A 19,588-nucleotide genomic window follows, 5' to 3' on the forward strand; every position below is an offset into this window, starting at 1 on the left:
GCGCCAAGGTGTCAACCGCAGTTGACACCAGAGGGGATTGTCAACCATGGTTGACGGCATGGTCACCACCGACCCCGACACCACCGAACCCGACCCCGACACCGGCACCGTCGCGACGAGGCCCCCACCGGCCGCTCCCGAGACCGGTCCGAAGGGACCGTTCCTCCCACGGCTCAAGGTGCTGTGGGAGTTCGTCCGCCCGCACCGACGCACCCTCGCGCTGGGCCTCGTCCTCGGCCTCGGCACCACCGCGGCGAGCCTCGCCACCCCGATGGTCACCAAGTGGGTCCTCGACACGCTCGGCACCGGGGCGTCGCTCACGCCGGCCGTCCTGACCCTCGTGGGGCTCCTCGTCGTCGGCCTCGTCCTCGGGCTCTGGCAGTGGGTGCTGCTCGGCACGCTCGCCGAGCGCGTCGTCCTCGACGCGAGGTCGTCGATGGTGCGCCGGTACTTCAGCGCGAAGATCGGCGCCCTCACCGGACGGCCCACGGGCGAGCTCGTCACGCGCGTCACGTCGGACACCGTGCTCCTGCGCGAGGCCGCGTCGTCGAGCCTCGTCAACCTCGTGAACTTCGCGGTGTCGCTCGTCGGGACGATCGTGCTCATGGGCGTCCTCGACATGGTCCTGCTCGGCACGACCCTCGCCGCGATCGTCGTCATCGGGGTGCTCGTCGGTGCGCTCATGCCGCGCATCGCCAAGGCTCAGGAGAAGGCGCAGGAGTCGCTCGGCAGCCTCGGCGGGACGCTCGAGGGCGGGCTGCGCGCCGTCCGGACCATCAAGGCGAGCCGCGCCGAGGGCCGCCAGGTGGACCGCGTGCTCGACGACGCACAGGCGTCCGCCCGGTACAGCGTCCGCGCCGTGCGGACCGAGGCCGTCGCGTGGACCATCGCGGGCGGCGGGATCCAGCTCGCGATCATCGTGGTCCTCGCGCTCGGGGCGTGGCGCGTGGACCAGGGGCTGCTCGCGGTGTCGGGCCTCGTGGCGTTCCTGCTCTACGCGTTCCAGATCGTCGAGCCCGTCACCGGCCTGACGATGAACGTCACGCAGCTGCAGGCCGGCATCGCGGCCGCGGGCCGCATCCGCGAGGTCCAGGCGATCGAGGTCGAGGAGGACGAGCCGGGTGCGGCCGCGCACCGCACGGCCGCGTCGTCGCCCCTGCACCCCGGCGCCGAGGCCGACGAGGGGCGTGCGGCTGGCGCGGCGTCGGGCGGGGCAGCGGTGCCCGACGACGTCCCGCGCCTCGCGCTGCGCGGCGTCACCGCGCGGTACCTGCCCGGCGGCGAGCCGGTCGTCCGTGACCTCGACCTCGCGGTTCCGCGCCGGGGGCAGGTCGCGATCGTCGGGCCGTCGGGCGCGGGCAAGACGACGACGTTCTCCCTCCTGCTCCGGTTCCTCCAGCCGGAGTCGGGGCAGATCCTCCTCGACGGCGTCCCGTACGACACGCTCTCGTTCGACGACGTGCGCCGCCGGTTCGCGTACGTCGAGCAGGAGACCCCGGTCGTGCCGGGGACCATCCGGGAGAACCTGCAGCTCTCCGACCCGGGGGCGAGCGAAGACGCGATGTGGGACGCGCTGGAAAAGGTGCGGCTCGCGGCGAAGGTACGGTCCCTCGACGACGGCCTGGACACGTCGCTCGTGGGCACGACCGTCTCCGGGGGCGAGCGCCAGCGCGTGGCTCTCGCGCGCGCCGTCCTGCACGCGCCGGACGTGCTGCTCCTCGACGAGGCGACGGCTCAGGTGGACGGGCTGACCGAGGCGGCGGTGCACGCCGTGATCGAGGACCTCGCGCGAGACCGGGCCGTCGTGACCATCGCGCACCGGCTCTCCACGGTGATCGACGCGGACCTGATCCTCGTCATGGAGGCGGGGCGCGTCCGCGCGCGCGGCACGCACGCGGAGCTGCTCGCCACCGACGAGCTCTACCGCGAGCTCGTCGCCGCGCTGCGCATCGCGACGCAGGAGACCCCCGCCGCCGCCTGAGCGCGAGGCAGCACCCCGGTCCCGCGAGGTGGTACCCCGGTCCTCGCTCCGGGCCGGGTCGGCGATGAGTTCGCCGGCCCGGCCCGGTCGGAGCAGCGTCAGGGGACCACGGCGGCCCGTCGGGGCCGCGGAGAGCGAGGGTGTCATGGGTCGTGTGACGTTCGACGTGGCGGTGTCGGTCGACGGGTTCTCGTCCCGTCCGGACCAGACGGCCGAGCACCCGTTCGGCGAGGGGGTGGACCTGCACGCGTGGATGTTCGAGACGGCGGACGAGAACGCCGAGGAGCTCGCGGCCATCCTGTCCGCCGGCGCCTACGTCATGGGACGCAACATGTTCGGCCCCGACCGCGGCGAGCCCGACCTCGGCTGGTCGGGCTGGTGGGGGCCGGAGCCGCCGTACCACGCGCCGGTGTTCGTCCTGTCCCACCACGAGCGCGAGCCCCTGGTGATGGAGGGCGGCACGACGTTCACGTTCGTCACGGACGGCATCGAGTCGGCGCTGCGGCAGGCGCGCGAGGCAGCGGGGGAGAAGGACGTCTCGATCGCGGGCGGTGCCGCGACCGTCAACCAGTTCCTCGCCGCCGGGCTCGTCGACGAGATCCGGCTGCACGTCGTGCCGCAGGTCCTGGGACACGGGGACCGGGTGTTCGACGGCGTGCCGCCCCAGCAGCTCGAGATCGTCTCCGTGCGCGCCGCGTCACGCGTCACGCACCTCGTCTACCGGCCTGCCGGTCGCCGAGGGAGCGTCACGTCGTCGTGAAGGGCAGCAGGAGCGGCGCTGCGACCAGGAGCGCGACGGCGGCACCGAGCGCGACGACCGTCCACCACGGGCGCGCGGTGCTGCGGCGTGACGGCTCGCGGGGCCGCGTCAGCGCTGTCCACGAGATCCCGTCGAACCATCGTTCGCTCGGTGACCCGCTCGTGTCGGCGTACCAGCCTGCCGGTGTCCTGCGCACGTCGCCTCCTCGCGTCGCGGTGCTCTCGTCCCGTGTGTGTCCCGAGCGCGTCGTGCCTTGCGCAGGTGTCGGGGCCGAGGTCGTCACGGGGACGAGCGTCACGCGGAGGGGTCAGAGGGTGGCGACCTGGGGAGCGCCCTCCGTGGCGATGCGCTCGAAGACGGACTGCTCCCCCTCGAACTGCGTGCCGGGGACGGGACGGTGGACCACGATCTCCGTGACCCCCACCTCGGCGTAGGCGGCGGCGGTCTCGACGAACGCGTCGACCGAGGCGAGCGGACGGTCGGGGGTGAACCCCGTGAGCAGGATCTTCTCGATCCCCGACGGGTCCCGCCCGGCGTCGGTGCACGCGGCCTCGAGCCTCTGCACCTGCGCGTGCACCGCCGCCCGCACCTCGGCCGACGTCGTGTCCGCGAGCCGGTCGTCCCCGGTCGTCACCCAGGCCTGCCCGTACCGCGCCGTGAGCCGCAGCCCGCGCGGACCGGTCGCGGCGATCGCGAACGGCACGCGCGGCGACTGCACCGGTCCGGGGATGGTGCGGGCCTCGTGCGCCCGGTAGTACCCCTCGGCGTGCGTCACGGCGGGCTCGGTGAGCAGCCGGTCCAGGAGCACCGTGAAGTCGCGCAGCCGGTCCGCCCGCTCGCGCGCCGGCCACGGCTCGCCGCCCAGGACGGTCGCGTCGAACCCCGTGGTGCCGGCTCCGAGCCCGATCGTGATCCGCCCGTCGGAGAGGTCGTCGAGCGTCATGACGTCCTTCGCGAACGTCACCGGCTCGCGGAAGTTCGGCGAGGTCACGAGCGTGCCGAGCCGCAGCCGCTCCGTCACGGCCGCCGCACCGGCGAGGGTCGGCACGGTGCCGAACCACGGACCGTCGCGGAACGTCCGCCACGACAGGTGGTCGTACGTGTACGCGGCGTGGAACCCGAGGTCGTCGGCCTCGCGCCAGACCTCTCGGCCCTCGCGCCACGGGTACACGGGCAGGATCACGGTGCTCACGCGCATGGCACGACCCTAAGGGTGCGCACGGGCGGAGCGCCTGCGTGCCGTCGCGCCGGGAGAGGTCGGGTCCTAGGGTGGCGTCCGTGATCCAGCACACCGTCGCCTTCCGCCTCGTCCACGCCGCCGACAGCCCCGAGGAGGCCGAGTTCCTCGCGACGGGACGTCGCACCCTCACGGCGATCCCCGGCGTCCAGGACTTCACCGTCTCGCGCCAGGTCAGCACGAAGAGCCCGCTCGCGTTCCAGTTCTCCATGGTGTTCGACGACGCCGCCGCGTACGCCGCGTACGACGCCCACCCCGCGCACCGGGCGTTCGTCGCGGACCGCTGGGTGGCCGAGGTCGCCGAGTTCCAGGAGCTCGACCTGGTGCCGCTCGACGACTGAGCCGGTCACCTCCCGGGCGAGGCCGTCTCGGTGCGGACCGCGTGCCGACGCCCGGTCGGATCAGGTGCGTGCCGCGTGCCGACCACGGTGCGGGCCGCCGCGCGCGCCTCCGTCCGTGCCCACGGCGTCGTCCGCGGTGGTCGCGACGTCGGCGCCGGGTCCGGCGCGACGACCGCTCGGGACGAACGCGATCGCGACGAGCGCCGCGACGGCCACCAGCCCGGGGATCGCGACAGACGGTCGCTGCACGGCCGCGACGAGCGGCCCGACGCCCGGGACCCGCACCACCGGGACGAGCGCCTCGTCCACGACGTACGGGACGGCGTCGGGCGCGTCGTTGGCGTCCCCCTGCATCACCACGCTCACGGCACCGGCCGACGCCGGTTCCGCGCTGACGACGCGGTGCGTGATGAGCCGGCCGGACGCGTCCTCCAGGGTGGCGACGTCCCCGGTCGCGAGCCGCCCGGCGTCGACGCTCCGGCTGATCACGACGTCGCCCACCTCGTACGTCGGGCGCATCGACCCCGACGTCACGACGAGCGTCTGCACCGTCCCCGCCTGGACGAGCACGAAGAGCACGAGCCCGAGCACCCCCGCCGCGGCCGCGACGGTCAGCGCGACGTCGGCGAGCCGCCGCACCGCCGTCATGGTGCGGCCGCCCACGTCGGCGTGACGGGGACCGAGGGGCGGGGGGCGACGGTCTGGCCCGTACCGGTGCCGAGCGCCTCCGCGGCGCCCCAGCAGTACACCTGGTCGTCGCTCGCGGTCGCGCACGCGTGCGACGCACCGACGACGACGGACGTGAAGGTCACGTCCGCAGGCAGCAGCGAGCGGTCCACGAGGACGGGGGTGTCGGTCGACCCGCCGATCCCCACCACGGTGCTGCCCAGCTGACCGTCCACGTTGCTCCCCCAGCAGTAGACCGCCCCCTCGGTGGTCAGCGCGCACGCGCTCCCGCCCCCCGCGGCGATGTCGGAGACCACGACCCCGGCAGGGAGCGCGACACGTGCGGGCACGTTCTGCGTGCCCGTGATCCCGCCGCCGTCGCCGATCTGGCCGTTCGCCCGGATGCCCCAGCAGTACGCCGAGCCGCCGGCGGCCGCGCACGTGTGGTACGTCCCGCCGTCGATGTCGGCAACGGGCCGGGCCGTCATCGCGCCCGGCAGCACGGCGGTGGGGGCGAGGTCGGCCGTCCCGTTCTCGCCGTTGCCGACCTGACCTTCCTGGTTGCGGCCCCAGCAGTACGGCTCGCCCCCGGCGAGCACGCACGCGTTCTGGAAGTCCGTCGTGACGTGGTCGATCCGGACCCCGGGCGGGAGCTCGCTCGTGGGGTCGTCCGCGCTCGTCGGTACGGCGATGGGGGCGTTGGCGCGGCTCTGCGGGTCGGACGGGTCGGTGGGCCGGGGGAACCCGACGTTGAGCCCCCAGCAGGCGGCCGACGCGTCGTCCGCGACCGCGCAGGTGGCGAACTCCCCGGCCCCGACGGTCGTGACCGTGCGACCGGACAGCGGGGACTCGTACTCGTTGGCGCCGGTCCCCGCCGGTTGCGCGTAGACGGCCACCGGGACCGGGGAGGGGGGCGCCTCCCAGGGCTGCGCCGTGTCGAAGTCGCCGAGAACACCGACGCCCCAGCAGTACGCGGCACCGGCCGCGACCGCGCACGCCCGCTGCGTGCCCGTGTCGATGTCCGTCACGACGGCGGCACCCATCGCGCCGGGCGCGACCGCGACGGGGACCGCCGAGCTCGTCGACGCACCGTTCCCGAGCTGTCCGCTGCCGCCCTGGCCCCAGCACCAGCCCGCACCCTCCACGAGCGCGCACGTGAAGCCCTGCCCCGCGGCGATCATCTCCGGGGCGACCGCCGCGTCGACCACGACGGTCGCGCGCGCGTGCACCGGGTCGGTCCAGGCGGCCGACGTCGGGCGCGCCGCAGGACCGAGCAGTCCGACGGCGAGCACGGCCACGAGCGTGGTGAGAGCGGCGAGCAGCGGACGCAGCGGGGGGCGTGACACGTGGTCCCTCCCGGCCCGCGTCATGCCGCCCCTCCGCGGTCGTGGCGCGGTCGGGCGCGGTGCAGGGCCGCGCCCAGCGCGACGAGCGCGAGCGCGGCGGCACCGACGGCGGCGACGTCCGCCCCCGTGGTCGCGGGCGGCGGGCCGGCCGCCCCGCCGGCCGGCGGCCCCGCCGCCCCCGGCACGCCCGGGCCGGGAGCGGGGGCTGCGGCGGGGACATCCCCGGGGACGCCGCGCCGACGAGGTCGAGCCGGTAGACGACGGTGCCGCTCGCCTCCGGAGGAGCGTCGTCCGAGAGCGTCATGCCGACCCGCAGGTGCACGACCCCCGTCGCCGGGACGGGGACCCGGAGCGCCGAGCCCGACGAGGCGGCGGGTCCCTCGACGAGCAGCGTCGCACCCGGCGCGCAGCCCGCCGCCGTCCACGCGGTGGCGCAGGACTCGACGGCCGTCGTCAGGTGCGGGACGAGCTCGCCCGTCGCAGCGACCTCGGCGCGCACGATCGCCGCACCCGACGGCGCGTCGACCCGCAACGTCGTGACCGCGGACGAGGTCTCGCCCGGGGCGAGCGTGTCGAACACCAGGTCCTCCGGCTCCACGGTCGCGTCGGCACCCGACGCCGGCAGCGCCAGGCCGACGTGGACCGCGGCGGCGAGGAGGACGCCGCCGAGCAGGCGTCGACCGTGCCGTCCCGAGCAGAGGAGCATGTCGTCCGGCAGGGTCAGGGCGTGACAGGTGCGACGGACACGCCGTCGACGGTGACCGCGAGCTCGCCGCTCGCGTCCTGCACCACGGCGTCGCTCGCCGCGACGGTGACCGTGAAGGCCACCGAGTCGCCCGGGTCGAGGTCCGCCGGGTCGTTGCCGCCCGTCGCGTACGCGACCGACGCCGTGACGCCGGTGGGCAGGAAGGGCGTGACGGTGATCGCGCTGACGTCCGCGGTCCACGTGCTCGAGGGGTCGTTGCGCACGTAGCCGGTGAGCGTCGTCGTCTCGTCGGGGGCGACCTGCGCGCTGCCGAGGTCGAGCTCGATCGTCGCGACGCCCGCCTCGGTGCCGTCCCACGTGTCCGACTCGACCCAGGTCGTCGGCACGGTCGGAGCGCCCTGGTCGGCGGGTACCCCGCCCTGGATGTTGAACGTCCCCGTGGAGACGTCGGCCTGGAAGAACACCTGGTCCGTCCACTGGGCGCTCGTGAGCGCGGCGCCGAGGCCGAGGACGGCCAGCCCCGCCAGCCCGATCTTGACCTTGCGTGCCCTGGTCGCGTCCATCGATGTCTCCCCCTGCTCGTCACCACGTGGTCGGTACGGAGGAGCGTCGTCGATCTCCGTCAACGCACGATGAGCGACACCCGGGTGGCGCGCAACCGGAAGCCCTGACGGCGTGTCGAGCGCGGGCGGAGGCGCGGGCGTCGTGCGGGCACGCGTGTGACAGGCTGAGCGGCATGACCCAGATCGACCTGCGCATCTTCACCGAGCCCCAGCAGGGCGCCTCCTACGACGACGTCCTCGCCGTGGCGAAGGCGACCGAGGACCTCGGCTTCGACGCCTTCTTCCGCTCCGACCACTACCTCGTCATGGGCGACGGCGACGGCCTGCCCGGCCCGACCGACGCCTGGACGACGCTCGCCGGGCTGGCCCGCGAGACGAGCCGCATCCGGCTCGGCACGCTCGTGTCCTCGGCGACGTTCCGCCACCCTGGCGTGCTCGCGATCCAGGTCGCGCAGGTCGACCAGATGTCCGGCGGCCGCGTGGAGCTCGGCCTGGGCGCGGGCTGGTTCGCGCGCGAGCACGAGGCGTACGGCATCCCGTTCCCGGAGAAGCGGTTCGGGATCCTCGAGGAGCAGCTGGCCGTGATCACGGGCCTGTGGGAGACGCCCGTCGGGCAGACCTTCTCCTTCAGCGGCGAGCACTACACGCTCGTCGACTCGACGGCGCTGCCGAAGCCCGCGCAGGACCGCATCCCGGTGATCGTCGGCGGGCACGGTCCCCGCCGCACACCGGCGCTCGCGGCGCGCTACGCGAGCGAGTACAACGCCGCGTTCCCCGACCCCGGCGTGCTCCCCGAGCGGTTCGAGAACGTGCGCGCCGCGTGCCTCGACGCCGACCGCGACCCCGACTCGCTCGCTTACTCGGCGGCGTTCGTCGTCGCCGTGGGCAAGGGCGAGGCGGAGTTCGCGCGCCGCGCGGCGGCGATCGGCCGCGAGCCCGAGGAGCTGCGCCGCAACGGGGTCGCCGGGACGGTCGCGGAGGCGGCGGACAAGCTCGCCGCGGCGGCGGAGCAGGGCGCGACGCGCTTCTACCTCCAGGTGCTCGACCTGCACGACCTCGACCACCTCCAGCTGATCGCCGACGAGGTCCGCCCCCAGCTCGGCTGAGCACGCCGGCACGACCACCGTGCCGCGTCGCGCGTCCGAGGGGTGGACACGCGACGCGGCGCCCCGGTGAAATCTCGGTTTCGGCCGGTGAACGGGCTGTTTCGGGACCGTGGCGTCGTGGCGCCCCCGCGGTCGGCCGCGCGACGGCGCGCGACTCTCCGGATGCAAGCGCTCCCAACGGCCCGCGGGCCGGCCGGGCACCCGGGTGCCCGGCCCCCACGACCTCCATGACCGGCACCGGCGTACCAGGACACGCCCCGGCGCCGTCGCCCCTCACCCGTGACACCACCCGAGGTGCCGGTTAGGTTCGCCGCAGACGACGAGGTGGCCCGCTCCCGAGCGGGTCACCTCGACCCGTCTCCGGCTGGTCCTCGCGGACGAGCCGGCAGGGGGCTCGACCGCACGCACGCTGTTGAATTCACGACGCCGACGAGGTCGCCGCACCCCGGGCGCAGAGGGCCCGGCGTGGGCTCGCACCCGCGTCGACCCCCGGCACCCGTCTCTCGAGCCCACCGAGACCCGAGGACACGCGATGGCCGTCTCCGAGTTCGACCGTCTGGTCGTCACCCCCCGCCGCACCGAGTACGTGCGGCCCGAGCCCTTCGGTCCGCGCACCGAGCCCGAGCGCCCGACCGGACCGCCCCGCGACGAGAACTCCGCGGCACGGTCCCCGTCGCTCGTCATGATCATGCTGCTCGCGACCCTCGGCGTCGTCGCGTACGCGGTGTTCCTCCTCAACCCCGCCAACCGCGGCGACGCGCTGCCGTACGTCATGGTCATCACGGCCGAGACCGTGCTCGTCGCCCAGGCGCTCCTCGCGATGTGGACCGTCCTGTCGAGCGGGCACGACCCGCGCGGGTTCTCGTTCCACCACGCCAAGGACCGGCTCTTCGACGTCCCCGAGATCATCCGCGACGGCGCCGAGGACGACCCGACCCGCTGGAACCTGTACCTGCACGACCAGCCCCTCACCGTCGACGTCCTCATCACCACGTACGGCGAGGACCTCGACACCATCGCCCGCACGGTGCGGGCCGCGCTCGCGATGCGCGGCACCCACCGCACGTGGGTGCTCGACGACGGCCGCTCCGACGACGTGCGCGACCTCGCCGCACAGCTCGGCGCCCGCTACGTGCGCCGCCTGTCGAGCAACGGGGCCAAGGCCGGCAACGTCAACCACGCGCTCGCCATCGCCAAGGGCGACCTCTTCGTCATCCTCGACGCCGACTTCGTGGCCAAGCCGGAGTTCCTCGTCGAGACCGTGCCGTTCTTCGTCAAGGACGACGTCGCGTTCGTCCAGACGCCGCAGACCTACGGCAACCTCCACAACCTCATCTCGCGCGGCGCCGGGTACATGCAGGCCGTGTTCTACCGGTTCGTCCAGCCCGGCCGGAACCGGTTCAACGCCGCGTTCTGCGTCGGCACGAACGTCATCTTCCGCCGCGCCGCGATCGACGACATCGGCGGCATGCACACCGACTCCAAGTCCGAGGACGTGTGGACGTCGCTCATGCTCCACGAACGCGGCTGGAGAACCGTCTACATCCCCACCACGCTCGCCGTCGGAGACACCCCCGAGACCGTCGAGGCGTACACCAAGCAGCAGCTGCGCTGGGCGACCGGCGGGTTCGAGATCATGCTCCAGCACAACCCGCTGAGCCCACGCCGCCACCTCACGCTCGACCAGCGCCTGCAGTACACCGTCACCGCGACGCACTACCTCGCCGGCATCGCGCCGCTCGTGCTGCTCCTCGTGCCGCCGCTGCAGATCTACCTGGACCTCACCCCGATGAACCTCACGATCTCGTGGGGCACCTGGCTGCTCTACTACGCCGGGTTCTACGTCCTCCAGATCGCCATCGCGTTCTTCACGCTCGGCTCGTTCCGGTGGGAGGTGCTCATGCTCGCGTCCGTGTCGTTCCCCATCTACACCCGGGCCCTGTGGAACGCGATGACGGGCAAGGAGCAGGCCTGGCACGTCACCGGGCAGAAGGGGAAGGCGTCCTCGCCGTTCAACTTCATGATGCCGCAGGTGCTGTTCTTCGCCTTCCTGCTCATCACGTCGGCGGTGGCGGTGTGGAAGGAGTGGGGCGACCCGGTGCGGAGCCTGGCGCTCGCGTGGAACGTCACCAACACGTTCATCCTCGGCGCGTTCGTCGTCACGGCGTTCCGCGAGTCGTCGGCGGCGAAGCGTGCTGCCCGTGGTCTCCGGCGTGAGCGTCGGGTCACCGGCCGGCGGTCCGGGACGACGACGCCGGGTCTACCGTCCGCCCGCTCGTCCCTCGCGGGCTCCCGCCAGACCCACCACGACCCGGCGTCGTCGTCCCTCCCCGCCGCCTTGCGGTCGGCTCGCCCTGACGAGGGTCCGGAAGCCCTTGCCTCGCCGGACTCGCGCGCGGCTCGTCGCCGTGAGTCGTCCCTGCTCGACGGCGCGCCCGCGCCGACCGCCGCTCGTCCTGCCGGAGGTGCCGCATGACCTGGTCCAACCGCTTGCGCCTCGTCGCGGGGCTGCTCGCCGTCGTGCTCGTGTGCGCCGCGCTGACGCTCGTCATGAACCGGCGGCTCAGCCAGGCCACGAGCGAGACGGCCACCATCCGGGCCGAGTCCCTCGGGATCGGTACCGACTACGCCGGGACGGTGACGGAGTCGCTCGTCGAGGAGGGTGACGCGGTCGCGGCGGGAGACCCGCTGTTCGCGGTCAGCAGCCTGACGCTCCAGCACGACCTGTCGATCGGCCTCGTGAGCGCCGACACCAAGGCCTACCAGGTGAGCCCGGACGGGACGATCACGCTCGTCGCGCCCTACGACGCCGTCGTGACCGACGTGTCGGCCCGCGAGGGCGCGTTCGTCGAGGCCGGGTCGACGATCGCGACGCTCGACCGCGCGGGCTCGCTCTTCGTCGACGCCGAGGTGTCGCTCGACCCGAGCGACTACGCGCGCGTCCGGCAGGGCGCGCCCGTGACGATCGTGCTGCCCGACCAGAGCGAGGTCCGCGGGGAGGTGGCGTCGGTGTCCGTGACGAACGCGGACGACGTCGCCGAGGCGACCGTGGAGATCACGAGCGACGCGCTCGTCGACGCCGGTCGCGCCGACGGCGTGCAGGCCGGGCTCCTGACGCCCGGCACGCCGGTGACCGCCAGCATCGAGCTGTACGACGACGGCGTGCTCGCCGGCGTCAACGAGACGTTCGGGCAGTTCCTGCGGAAGGTCGGGCTGTGACGCGGCGCGCGCGAGCCCGCGGCACCGTTCCCGGGCGCGCGGCGGGGATCACCACCCTGGTCGGCGCGCTCGCGCTCGGCGGGTGCGCCCTGTTCACGTCGGACGCCTCGCCGGGCGGGACCGACGGGGGCGGGACGGCCGCGGCGCCCGCGGCGGACCGGACGGGGACGGCTCCCGACGTGGACCCCGCGATCCTCCCGCAGGAGTCCGTCGCGCCCGAACCGTCGATGCGTCTCGCGGACGGGCTCGTGCCGCCGACGAACCGGTGGTTCTCCGGGCTGGTGTTCGGCGAGGAACCGTTGCCCGTCTTCCCGGTGCCGCTCGCGTTCGGGGTCACCGACGGCGGGTTCGGCGTCGGGCTGCCGGAGGTCCAGGTCACCGAGACGTCGATCCTCGGCCCGTTCGTGCCGCAGGTCGCGGTGGACGTCGGGGCGACGGCGTCGCGCGTGACGGCGTACGACACCGCCTCGGTGACGCTCGAGCTGCAGGACGCGTCCGGCGCCGCGATCGGGAGCGTGACGCTCGTCGAGGGCTCGCCCGTGCTGCGGTACAGCGCGGCGACGGCGCAGACGGCGAGCCTCACGCAGGCGTTCGGCGCGGCGGACGGGCTCGTCACGGCCGACGTGGACGGGCGCGAGTGGCTCCTCGTCGGTCCGGAGGGTCCGTCGGACGAGTCGGTGCTCGGGCCGGACGGGCGGTCGCTCGACCTGGCCGCGGGGGAGTCCGTCGCCTTCCTCCCCGTCCCGGACGACCTGCCCGACGACGCGTCGGACGACGCGCTGACGACGCTCGCCGCAGCGGCGGCCGCCCCGGTCATGGGGACGACGCTCGCCTACGGCGTGGCCGACGACGCCGTGACGACGGCGATCGGCTACGCGACCGACGGCGGTCCCGACGGCCCGGGCACCGTCGTGGTGCGCCTGCCGCACCAGCGCGAGAGCGACGGCGCGACGTGCGGCCTCGGCACGTACGCGACCGTGCGCGGGACCGTCGACGTGTGCACGGCGACCACCCTCGCGTGGACGAGCCCGGCCGTCGAGCCGGCCGGGACGCTCGACGTCTCGCGTCTGGGCGACGACGCGCGCGCCGAGCTCGCGGACCAGGTGCGCGCCGACTGGGCGGCGCACGAACCGCTCCCGTCCGACACGTACTTCGGCGGCAAGTCCCTCGCGCGCGACGCCAACCTGCTCTCGCTCGCCGACCAGCTGGGCGTCGACGAGGTGGCGGCCCCGCTGCGCGAGGAGCTCGCCGCAGGCCTGCGCGAGTGGACCGAGCCGGGCGGGTGCGACGCGCGCGACGCACGCTGCTTCGTCTACGACCCCGCGGTGCGGGGCGTGGTGGGCAAGACCCCGTCCTTCGGGTCGGAGGAGTTCAACGACCACCACTTCCACTACGGCTACCTCCTCTACGCGGCGGGCGTCGTGGCGGCGGACGACCCGGACCTCGCGGCCGACCTGGCGCCGGTCCTGGACCTCCTCGCGGCGGACGTCGCCGCCGGGGCAGGGTCCGAGGACTTCCCGGCGCTGCGCGTGTTCGACGCGTACGCCGGCCACTCGTGGGCGTCGGGCTACTCGCCGTTCGCCGACGGGAACAACCAGGAGTCGGCGTCCGAGGCCGTGTCCGCGTGGAACGGGCTCGCGCTGTGGGCGGCGGCGTCCGGCGACGACGACCTCGAGGCGCAGGCGCGCTGGCTGCTGTCGGCCGAGGCGGCGTCGGCCCGGGCCTACTGGACCGACTTCGACCGCGACGACCCCGCGGTCTCCGGGTTCACGCCGGCCGTGACGTCCCTCGTCTGGGGAGGCAAGCGGGACTACGCGACGTGGTTCAGCGCCGAGCCGGGAGCGATGCTCGGCATCCTCGTGCTGCCCTCGCAGCCCGTCGCGGACTACCTCGCGGGCGACCCCGAGCGCATCCGGGCCAACCTCGACGCCGAGCTCGCCGGCCCGCGCGACGACGCGGCGTCGTGGGACGTGATGTTCGGCGACCAGCTGCTCATGTACGCGTCGCTCGCCGGGCCCGACGACGCGGCGTCGGCCCTCGAGATCGCGCGCTCGCTGCCGGAGGAACGCGTCGACGACGGCAGCACCCGCTCCTACCTCCTCGCGTTCCTCATGACGCACGCCTCGGGCTGAGCGGACCTGGGAGGCGCCGCCGGGCACTACCCTGCACCGGGGGTTTCCCACGGACGTCACGGACAGGAGAGTCATGAGCGCCATCGGCTGGCGGGTGCACGGGGACGGCAGGACGGTCGCGCCGGGGGCCGTCGTCGACCCCGACGAGCGGCTCAGCTGGCCGCGCACGATCGGGATCGGCATGCAGCACGTCGTGGCGATGTTCGGTGCGACGTTCCTCGTGCCGCTCATCACCGGGTTCTCCCCGGCGACGACGCTGTTCTTCTCCGCCGTCGGCACGGCCGGGTTCCTGCTCATCACGCGGAACCGGCTGCCCAGCTACCTGGGGTCGAGCTTCGCGTTCATCGCGCCCATCGGGGCCGCGACCGCGTCGCAGGGGCAGTCGGTCGCGGTCGGCGGCATCCTCGTCACCGGTCTCGTGCTCGCGGTGATCGGCCTGGTGGTGCACCTCGCGGGCGCCCGCTGGATCGACGTCGTCATGCCGCCGATCGTCACCGGCACGATCGTCGCGCTCATCGGCCTCAACCTCGCTCCCGTCGCGTGGGGCACGTGCACGCAGGAGGTGGTCGACGGCGAGATCGTCCAGTCGTGCACCAACGGCTTCCGCGCGGCGCCCGTGACGGCGTTCATCACGCTCGCGTCGATCATCCTCGTCACCGTGCTCTTCAAGGGCATCCTCGGGCGGCTGTCGATCCTCGTCGGCGTGGTCATCGGCTACGTGGCCGCCATGATCCAGGGCGAGGTGGACTTCACGGCCGTGCGGGAGGCGGGGTGGTTCGGTCTGCCCGAGTTCGTCACGCCGACGTTCGACGTCGCGGTGCTCGGCCTGTTCGTCCCCGTCGTGCTCGTGCTCATCGCCGAGAACGTGGGGCACGTGAAGTCCGTCGCCGCGATGACGGGCCGGAACCTCGACGACCTCACGGGCCGCGCGCTGTTCGCGGACGGGCTCGCGACGACCTTCGCCGGGATCGGTGGCGGGTCGGGCACCACGACGTACGCCGAGAACATCGGGGTCATGGCCGCGACGCGCGTCTACTCGACCGCGGCGTACTGGGTCGCCGCCGCGACCGCGCTCGTGCTGTCGCTCTCGCCGAAGTTCGGCGCGCTCATCGCGACGATCCCCGCCGGGGTGCTCGGCGGCGCGACGACCATGCTCTACGGCATGATCGGCATCCTCGGAGCGCGGATCTGGGTGCAGAACCGGGTCGACTTCTCCGACCCCGTGAACCTCACGACCGCCGCCGTGCCGCTCGTCATCGGCATCGCGAACTTCACGTGGATCATGGGCGACCTCACCTTCGAGGGCATCGCGCTCGGCACGGCCGCCGCGCTCGTGATCTACCACCTCATGCGGGCGATCTCCCGGTGGCGCGGCACGAGCCAGGAGCCGGCCAGCCCGGCGTCGGCCCCGGGCGGCGACGAGGCCGCGGTGCACGACGCGCACTGACACGGCCGAACCCCGGGTCGGGACGGCAACCCGGGGTTCGGCGGCGCGGGTGGCCGATGACCCGGGGCCGTCGGGCGACGTCAGAGCCGCAGGCCCAGCGTCGTCCCCCCGTCGTCGCCGGAGAGCTCGGTGAAGCCGAGGTGCCGGTAGAACCCCACGGCCCGGGCGTTGTCGTGCGCCACGCCCAGGTGGACCCCCGGGACGCCGGCCGCGCGCAGCGCGTCGAACAGGGTCTCGAGCAGGCGGCGTCCGTTGCCCCCGCCCTGCGCGGCGGGCAGGAGGTCGACGTGCAGGTGCGCCGGGAACCCGACGACGACGTCGGGCTCCGGGCGGCTCGGCGCGTGGATCAGGCGCACGAGCGCCTCGTCGGGAGACTCGTCCGCGAACGACCCGACCGGGTAGCGCGCGCGCAGGGGCGGCCACCACTCGCGCTCGCACGCGGCGTCGAACGCCACGGTGTCCCGCGCGCCGACGACGTAGCCCACGGCGTCACCACCGTCGTCGAGCACGAAGGCCAGCCCGGGCTCCAGTGCGAGGTACGCCCCGAGGTAGACCTCGCCCAGCAGGCGCCGGTCGGCGTACAGGGCGCTCGCGTCCGCGCCCGACGCGCCGGTGCGCAGGCAGATGTCGTAGAGCCGGTCGCGCTCGGCGGGGTCGTCGACGTGCGCGGGACGGATGGGCAGGGGGGTCATGAGGCAGCCGTTCGGGTGTCGCAGGGTTCCGCAGGGCGGGCCGTCAGCCCTCCGCAGGCGGGACGGGCAGCGGGCGCGGCGTGATCTGGTCGGCCGGGACGCAGCCCTCGGGGTCCTCCAGCGGGACGTCCGCGGCGATCCCCACCAGCTCGAGGTCGACGACGCCGTCGAAGTCGGCGCCGATGTACAGCGTCACGGTGGTGTCCTTGCGGGCGTCGAGGACGTACCCGGGGTCGGGGTAGTGCGCACCGAGCGTGTACGCCGGGGCGATGCCTCCCGCCCCGAAGTGGATCTGCGTCCGGGCGAGCACGTCGGGCTCGCCGTCGCCGTCCAGGTCGTCGGAGTTCGCGGTGCCGTCGATGGCGAACCCGCGCTCCGTGAGCACGTCCTCGTTGATGCTGGCGAGGGGCTCGTCCCGGCCCGACGCGTTGACGATCGTGACGTGCACGTCCCCCGACGCCGCCGGGAGGGCGCCCTCGGGCAGGCAGGGGATCTCGACGTCCGCGAGAGCGTCGACCACCTCGGGCGAGGAGAACGGGCGCGAGAACGGTGCGTCGATCGCCCCGGTGTACACCGCGAGCGCACCGAGGCCGGTGACGGCCAGGGCGGCGATGAGCAGCCCGAACACGACGGCCTGACGCTCGTGGATGCGCCGGCGGCGCACGGAGCGGGCGCGGTCGGGCTCGGTGGTCACGCCAGAAACCTACCCGACGGGGCGCTCATCGGAGCGTCAGGACGCGGGCGTGCAGGATCGCGCGCTGCTGGAGCGCCGCACGCACCGCGCGGTGCAGCCCGTCCTCGAGGTACAGGACGCCGTCGTACTCGACCACGTGCGCGAAGAGGTCGCCGTAGAACGTGGAGTCCTCGGCGAGGAGCGCGTCGAGGTCGAGGGTGCGCTTGGTCGTCACGAGCTCGTCCAGCCGCACCTGGCGGGGCGGGACATCGGTCCAGTCCTTGACGCTCACCTTGCCGTGGTCCGGGTAGGGGCGCCCGTCTCCGACGGCCTTGAAGATCATGCGGCACATCCTAGGTGCCCGACGGCGTGGCGCACCCCGCACTTCCGCGGTCGGTCACGCGGTCGTCACGTTCTCCCCACGAGGTGTTCGGCAGCACGAGCGGGAGCGGGCGACCGGTGCGGGCACGCCGGTCAGGGAGCCGTCAGGGACCGCGGACCGGGCGTCAGGGTTCCGTCAGGACGCACCCGACGCGCGTCCCGGCGGACGTAGAACGGCATGGAGCGCGGCCGTCGCGCTCCGACCGCCGCGCCGAGCGCGACCGGTCGCCCGTCGTCGCGAAGGCGTCCTGCACATGGCCGACCTGGCCTACCTCCTCCTCACCGTCGCGTTCTTCGCCGCGGTCGCGCTCGTCGCGCGCCGGCACGGATCGTCGGGAGGGAACCAATGACGGCCCTCGACTGGATCGCGCTCGCCGCGGTCGTCGGCACCCTCGGCTACCTCGTCGTCGCGCTGCTGCGCAGCGACCGGGCCCGGTGAGCGCCGTGCCCATCGAGGTGACCACCGCTGCGAGCACCGGCGCGGACCCCGCGGTCGTGTGGGCCGCCGTCGGGCAGGTCGCCCTGCTCGTCGTCGCGCTCGCCGCCGTGCACGCCCCGCTCGGCGCGTACATGGCCCGCGTCTACACGTCGCCGCGCCACCTCGCCGTCGAGCGCGCCGGCTACCGCGCCGCGCGCATCGACCCCGACGCGGAGCAGACGTGGAGCACCTACCTGCTCTCCCTGCTGGGGTTCTCCCTCGTCTCGGTGCTCGTGCTCTACGGCCTCGGGCGCCTGCAGGAGCACCTCCCGCTCGACCTCGGGTTCACCGGGCTCGACCCCGCCGGCGCGTGGAACTCCGCCGTCTCGTTCGTGACGAACACGAACTGGCAGTGGTACTCCGGCGAGGCAGCCGCCGGGCACCTGCTCCAGATGGCCGGGTTCGCCGTGCAGAACTTCGTCTCCGCGGCGGTCGGGATGTCGGTGGCGATCGCGCTCGTCCGCGGGTTCGCGCGCTCCGGCACCGACGCGCGGATCGGCAACTTCTGGACCGACCTCACGCGGTCCGTCGTCCGGGTCCTCCTGCCGATCGCGTTCGTCGCGGCCGTGGTCCTCGTCGCGAACGGCGTGATCCAGAACCTGAGCCCCCACACCGCCGTCGAGACGCTCGCGGGCGGTTCCCAGCACGTGCTCGGCGGGCCCGTGGCGTCCCAGGAGGCGATCAAGGAGCTCGGCACCAACGGCGGCGGGTTCTTCAACGCCAACTCCGCCCACCCGCTCGAGAACCCCCACCCGCTCACGAACCTGCTGGAGGTCTTCCTGCTCCTCGTCATCCCCGTCACGCTGCCCCGCACGTTCGGGCTCATGGTCGGCGACCGCCGCCAGGGCTGGGCGATCCTCGGCGCCATGGGTGCGCTGTTCACGGTCGCCCTGGCCCTCACGACGTGGGCCGAGCTCGCCGGCCCGGGAGCCGCGCCCGCGGCCGCAGGTGCGGCCATGGAGGGCAAGGAGACCCGGTTCGGGCTCGCGGGGAGCGCACTGTTCGCCGTGGCCACGACCGGCACGTCCACCGGCGCGGTCAACGCCATGCACGACTCGTTCACCGCGCCGGGCGGGGGAGTGGTCCTCTTCACCATGCTCCTCGGCGAGATCGCGCCGGGCGGCGTGGGCGCCGGTCTCTACGGGATGCTCGTCCTGGCGATCGTCGCCGTGTTCGTCGCCGGGCTCATGGTCGGCCGCACGCCCGAGTACCTCGGCAAGAAGATCGGCCGCCCCGAGATCACGCTCGTCGCGCTGTACATCCTCACGACGCCCGCCGTCGTCCTCGTCGGCACCGCGCTGTCCGTCGTGCTGCCCGCCGGCCTCGCCGGCCAGCAGGAGACCGGCCCGCACGGCCTGTCCGAGATCCTCTACGCGTTCGCGTCCGCGGGGAACAACAACGGGTCCGCGTTCGGCGGCCTGACCACCGGCACGCCGTACTACGAGACGCTCCTCGGCCTCGCGATGCTCGTCGGCCGCTTCGTGCCCGTCGCGCTCGTCCTCGCCCTCGCCGGCCGGCTCGCGAGCCAGAAGGCCGTCCCCGCCTCGGCCGGCACGCTGCCGACCCACCAGCCGCTGTTCGTCGGCCTGCTCGGCACCGTCGCGCTCGTCGTCGTCGGCCTCACCTTCATCCCCGTCCTGTCCCTCGGTCCCGTCGTGGAGTCCTTGTCATGAGCACGTCGTCCTCTTCGTCCGAGCGTCCGGTGGTGGCGTCACCTCCGAGCGCCCGTGGTTCCGCGGAGGGCGTGGCGGGTCTACCAACCCCGCCCCCCGTTCCTCCCGGCGCCCCCCCCCGACCCCCCCCCACCCCCCCCCCCCCCCCCCCCCCCCCCCCCCCCCCCCCCCGCGGGGCCCCCCCCCC

General features: G+C 74.1%; 18 protein-coding genes. 10 read left to right on the forward strand and 8 right to left on the reverse strand.

Going from position 1 to position 19,588, the window contains the following annotated elements:
- Window positions 1-58 precede the first annotated feature (58 nt).
- Window positions 59-1,981 carry an ABC transporter ATP-binding protein gene (locus tag ACWPWV_RS09935; RefSeq protein WP_454042759.1) on the forward strand — a complete coding sequence of 641 codons (1,923 nt, stop codon included), beginning with the start codon at window positions 59-61 and terminating at the stop codon, window positions 1,979-1,981.
- Between the two features lie 145 nt (window positions 1,982-2,126).
- Complete coding sequence (locus ACWPWV_RS09940; RefSeq protein WP_454042760.1) at window positions 2,127-2,741, forward strand: dihydrofolate reductase family protein; 615 nt, start codon at window positions 2,127-2,129, stop codon at window positions 2,739-2,741.
- Here ACWPWV_RS09940 and ACWPWV_RS09945 read toward each other — a convergent pair.
- The gene (locus ACWPWV_RS09945) at window positions 2,728-2,937 is read right to left on the reverse strand and encodes a DUF2510 domain-containing protein (protein WP_454042761.1); all 210 of its coding nucleotides are present in this window, start codon (window positions 2,935-2,937) and stop codon (window positions 2,728-2,730) included. The two genes, ACWPWV_RS09940 and ACWPWV_RS09945, sit on opposite strands and share 14 nt — an antisense overlap.
- Before the next feature lie 111 nt (window positions 2,938-3,048).
- Window positions 3,049-3,939, reverse strand: coding sequence for an LLM class flavin-dependent oxidoreductase (locus ACWPWV_RS09950; RefSeq protein ID WP_454042762.1), 891 nt, complete (start codon window positions 3,937-3,939; stop codon window positions 3,049-3,051).
- A gap of 80 nt (window positions 3,940-4,019) precedes the next feature.
- Here ACWPWV_RS09950 and ACWPWV_RS09955 point away from each other — a divergent pair, with 80 nt between their 5' ends.
- A complete protein-coding gene (locus ACWPWV_RS09955) occupies window positions 4,020-4,319 on the forward strand; it encodes a Dabb family protein (protein WP_454042763.1) in 300 nt (99 codons plus the stop codon).
- Between the two features lie 60 nt (window positions 4,320-4,379).
- Here ACWPWV_RS09955 and ACWPWV_RS09960 read toward each other — a convergent pair whose 3' ends face one another.
- The 3 genes from ACWPWV_RS09960 to ACWPWV_RS09970 all read right to left on the reverse strand — a co-directional run bounded on the left by ACWPWV_RS09960 (window position 4,380) and on the right by ACWPWV_RS09970 (window position 7,600).
- Window positions 4,380-4,967, reverse strand: a complete 588-nt coding sequence (locus ACWPWV_RS09960) for a signal peptidase I (RefSeq protein ID WP_454042764.1) — start codon at window positions 4,965-4,967, stop codon at window positions 4,380-4,382.
- On the reverse strand, window positions 4,964-6,331 hold the full coding sequence (locus ACWPWV_RS09965; protein WP_454042765.1) for an RCC1 domain-containing protein: 1,368 nt from the start codon (window positions 6,329-6,331) through the stop codon (window positions 4,964-4,966). The genes ACWPWV_RS09960 and ACWPWV_RS09965 overlap by 4 nt, the downstream gene beginning before the upstream one ends.
- A 720-nt stretch (window positions 6,332-7,051) precedes the next feature.
- Window positions 7,052-7,600 (reverse strand): hypothetical protein, encoded by a 549-nt coding sequence (locus tag ACWPWV_RS09970; protein WP_454042766.1) that lies wholly within the window; start codon window positions 7,598-7,600, stop codon window positions 7,052-7,054.
- 182 nt (window positions 7,601-7,782) lie between these two features.
- Here ACWPWV_RS09970 and ACWPWV_RS09975 point away from each other — a divergent pair, with 182 nt between their 5' ends.
- From ACWPWV_RS09975 to ACWPWV_RS09995, 5 genes are all read left to right on the forward strand, one after another.
- Window positions 7,783-8,706, forward strand: coding sequence for an LLM class F420-dependent oxidoreductase (locus tag ACWPWV_RS09975; protein ID WP_454042848.1), 924 nt, complete (start codon window positions 7,783-7,785; stop codon window positions 8,704-8,706).
- 532 nt (window positions 8,707-9,238) lie between these two features.
- The gene (locus tag ACWPWV_RS09980) at window positions 9,239-11,182 is read left to right on the forward strand and encodes a glycosyltransferase family 2 protein (RefSeq protein ID WP_454042767.1); all 1,944 of its coding nucleotides are present in this window, start codon (window positions 9,239-9,241) and stop codon (window positions 11,180-11,182) included.
- Entirely contained in the window at window positions 11,179-11,925 is a 747-nt protein-coding gene (locus ACWPWV_RS09985) for an HlyD family efflux transporter periplasmic adaptor subunit (RefSeq protein WP_454042768.1), read from the forward strand. Before ACWPWV_RS09980 ends, ACWPWV_RS09985 begins: the two co-directional genes overlap by 4 nt.
- Window positions 11,922-14,057: a glycosyl hydrolase gene (locus tag ACWPWV_RS09990; RefSeq protein ID WP_454042769.1), complete on the forward strand. Its 2,136-nt coding sequence runs from the start codon at window positions 11,922-11,924 to the stop codon at window positions 14,055-14,057. Before ACWPWV_RS09985 ends, ACWPWV_RS09990 begins: the two co-directional genes overlap by 4 nt.
- 73 nt (window positions 14,058-14,130) lie before the next feature.
- Window positions 14,131-15,504, forward strand: coding sequence for a uracil-xanthine permease family protein (locus ACWPWV_RS09995; RefSeq protein ID WP_454042770.1), 1,374 nt, complete (start codon window positions 14,131-14,133; stop codon window positions 15,502-15,504).
- An 80-nt stretch (window positions 15,505-15,584) separates the two neighbouring features.
- On the opposite strand, the gene ACWPWV_RS10000 is transcribed toward ACWPWV_RS09995, so the two are convergent.
- The 3 genes from ACWPWV_RS10000 to ACWPWV_RS10010 are packed head-to-tail and all read right to left on the reverse strand — an operon-like array spanning window position 15,585 to window position 17,212.
- Complete coding sequence (locus tag ACWPWV_RS10000; protein ID WP_454042771.1) at window positions 15,585-16,196, reverse strand: GNAT family N-acetyltransferase; 612 nt, start codon at window positions 16,194-16,196, stop codon at window positions 15,585-15,587.
- 43 nt (window positions 16,197-16,239) lie between these two features.
- Window positions 16,240-16,890: a LytR C-terminal domain-containing protein gene (locus tag ACWPWV_RS10005; protein WP_454042772.1), complete on the reverse strand. Its 651-nt coding sequence runs from the start codon at window positions 16,888-16,890 to the stop codon at window positions 16,240-16,242.
- Between the two features lie 25 nt (window positions 16,891-16,915).
- Complete coding sequence (locus tag ACWPWV_RS10010) at window positions 16,916-17,212, reverse strand: type II toxin-antitoxin system VapB family antitoxin (RefSeq protein WP_251149990.1); 297 nt, start codon at window positions 17,210-17,212, stop codon at window positions 16,916-16,918.
- A 384-nt stretch (window positions 17,213-17,596) separates the two neighbouring features.
- Here ACWPWV_RS10010 and ACWPWV_RS10015 point away from each other — a divergent pair, with 384 nt between their 5' ends.
- Both ACWPWV_RS10015 and kdpA read left to right on the forward strand, forming a co-directional pair.
- Window positions 17,597-17,689, forward strand: coding sequence for a potassium-transporting ATPase subunit F (locus ACWPWV_RS10015; protein ID WP_454042773.1), 93 nt, complete (start codon window positions 17,597-17,599; stop codon window positions 17,687-17,689).
- 56 nt (window positions 17,690-17,745) lie between these two features.
- Window positions 17,746-19,401 (forward strand): potassium-transporting ATPase subunit KdpA, encoded by a 1,656-nt coding sequence (gene kdpA, locus ACWPWV_RS10020; RefSeq protein WP_454042849.1) that lies wholly within the window; start codon window positions 17,746-17,748, stop codon window positions 19,399-19,401.
- The last annotated feature ends 187 nt before the right edge of the window (window positions 19,402-19,588 follow it).

Source organism: Cellulosimicrobium sp. Marseille-Q8652, from assembly GCF_965112045.1.